This is a genomic window from Williamwhitmania sp. (genome assembly GCA_035529935.1).
Taxonomy (GTDB): Bacteria; Bacteroidota; Bacteroidia; order Bacteroidales; family Williamwhitmaniaceae; genus Williamwhitmania.
In genome coordinates this window covers 1-2,524 of sequence record DATKVT010000016.1, presented here as the reverse complement: position 1 = coordinate 2,524, position 2,524 = coordinate 1, and the positions used below count along the sequence as shown (strand labels likewise).

At 43.3% G+C, this 2,524-nt stretch carries 3 protein-coding genes; all 3 read right to left on the bottom strand.

Annotation, left to right across the window (positions count from 1 at the left end; genetic code table 11):
- Positions 1 to 625: 625 nt before the first annotated feature.
- Complete coding sequence (locus VMW01_00875) at positions 626 to 931, bottom strand: hypothetical protein (GenBank protein HUW04789.1); 306 nt, start codon at positions 929 to 931, stop codon at positions 626 to 628.
- Positions 932 to 937: 6 nt separating this feature from the next.
- A complete protein-coding gene (locus VMW01_00870) occupies positions 938 to 1,159 on the bottom strand; it encodes a hypothetical protein (protein HUW04788.1) in 222 nt (73 codons plus the stop codon).
- Between the two features lie 621 nt (positions 1,160 to 1,780).
- Positions 1,781 to 2,104, bottom strand: a complete 324-nt coding sequence (locus tag VMW01_00865) for a hypothetical protein (GenBank protein ID HUW04787.1) — start codon at positions 2,102 to 2,104, stop codon at positions 1,781 to 1,783.
- Positions 2,105 to 2,524: the final 420 nt, after the last annotated feature.

The following is a 2,524-nucleotide window of genomic DNA, read 5'->3' as shown; positions in this document are numbered from 1 at the left end:
GCCTGCACTCAGCATGACGCTTCTTCTTGGTATTGTATTTTTGCTCAACCTTATGCCAGAATACCCTCTCACGTTCTTGGCTTTCTTGAATTTGTCTTCGTCTTTCCTCAGTTAACTTCGGCATTACATTAACCTCCTTACGGTTAAGTTCCGTTTTGGTGCTTGGGTCAAAAACCCATCCTCCTCGCGTTTGCTATACCAACCCAAGTAGCCCATAGAAAAATCCACCATCCCCACCAAGCCCCAAAGAACAAGTAAATATTCCAGTCATAAATAATCGACACGGGTATCCACCAGATTATTAAACCAACAATAGAACAAAGTCCTAAGACAATCCCTATACCGAATAAGAACCCCTTAGCAAAATAGAATATGCTATAAAAGCAGTCCATGAGAGTATTCACATCAGCCTCCTATCGAACTATACCCAAGGCATCCATAATCATGTGCTGGTTTTGAATTATTTGGATACACAGTACAAAATTTATTACTATGAAAGCTGAGAATACCGCCTTGAATATGATGCTCTGCCATCCCACAAAATGTTTCATAACAACCTCCTGATTTTCTCCTATCCACCAAAAAAGAACTTAACCTCCTTTATACTGTTACGGCTTTAAGACGGTTACGGGCATCGATTGGAATCGATTGCCTTATTAGCTTTAGTCGATTGTGAAATATCGACAATGCCTTCCTTGCTTTTTGCTTTAAAATCAGCTAGTTGTTTTCTCAAACACTCTTCGGGCGTGTTGCCATCCTCGGGAATTCGCCAGAAGGCGGGAAAGCCTGTTTCGTTCCATAGAATATATCCAGCCTCTCCCTCAGTTGCATCAGGGAAATACTCTTTAGCCACATCAATCCCCTTCATCTGCTGGCAAAGTTCATCTACTTTTTGTTGATTGACGCTATAAAACCTTGCTGCTTTTTTCATGTCCTCTTATATCCTCGCCCCTAAAGGATTAGCTTCCGTAATCACCTTGTCTATTACTAGGCACACGACAGATTGCCCCATGTTGTCATACAGCCATTGCAAATCTACTTTGGCGCCGGCATCATTCAGCCCATTGTGCGGATAGGTTGCAATCATGCCGTTTGGCATTTGTATTTGGACTTTGTTTTCGTCAATGCCTACGAGTCTGCCAGAGATTACGTTTTGCATGATGGTTCCTTTCGTTCACTAATTAGGGTTAAGTTCGGTTTTGTTACCTGAGTCATTTTGGCTCCTTATGTTGTGCCCTTATATGCCGTGCCATGTTGCAATTCTTAATTACTTGCTTACAGGCAGGGCACTCCGAGCGTTCAAGCGAAACAATTTTCTCTTGTGCTTTAGCATGGTCTGCTTCCAAGTATTCAAGTTTACGACTGGTTTGCGCTAATTGATTCCGTAGCTTGCTAGTTTCGCTATCGCCCCAACTCATGCGATGCCCATTAGGACAATAAAAGGTTCTACCGTCTTCACGCCTTCGCTTCTCAAAGCAGTGTGAGATACCAAATTCTATGCCGCACTCAGGGCAAGGGCAAAGATATAGCTGGGTTTTTTGGGCAACCTCTACATGGGAATCCATTTAAAACCTCCTTATTTTTCCAGGTACCAAAACCGAACTTAACCAGCTCGAGGTGGTCAACCTCAGTCTTTTCAGGATAGTAATTCGCAAGCCCAATATAAGGGGGATCTGCGTATGCTACTTTCATTATCCTAATTCCCTCCAAACACCAAAACGGAACTTAACTTTCTATTAAGTAATCTCTTCATTTTTCCTCCTACCAACCAAAACGGAACTTAACCGTCTATCTTATTCAAATGTACCCACATGGCAGCATGATAGCCAAACATCATAAATTTGTATTTAGCTAGTGATTCAATCGCATGTTTATAAGCCTGCTTCTTATCGGCTGAAAGTCTGCCCGCCAATGGAAATGCCCCATACCCTTGAATCGGGGTAAAGGATTCAATGTGGGCTCCCTTGCGACCGTTAGCGCTATTGTAGATTACCCGACCGCAAAATCTTAATAATTCAAGAGCTTTCCAGCAGTCATACACTTCATAATCAACTGATTTGCTAAACTGATGCACCATATCACTATTGCTTTTCCATGTCTGCATATTATTCTGCTTTAACCAGACGAGCATTTTCTCAGCTAATATACGTTTATCCTCCGTGTTCATTTCTCACTCCTATCCACCAAAAGAGAACTTAACCCCCCTTACAGATATTGCAGCAGCCGTTTGTGTGCCAGGAGTCTCGTTTGCATTTAGCACAATACAGCCGATTGAGAATGTTCATCCAACCTACCAGCCCCTATTTTCCTTTGCCGGTATTCCACCGTTGCGGTTGAAGTCCAGACAACCCGCGCAGGTCACGCACTGCAAAGGCTCCCCTCTTTTCATCCGGGTTAACGGAATCCCCCCATCTACAGCCGCGCCCAACTTGTGCTTCTTGGCACATTTTATCCGTGGCCCGATAACCTTCGCCTCATGGCACTCGTATAATGACCTCTCTTTTTTCATTAAAACCTACCTCCC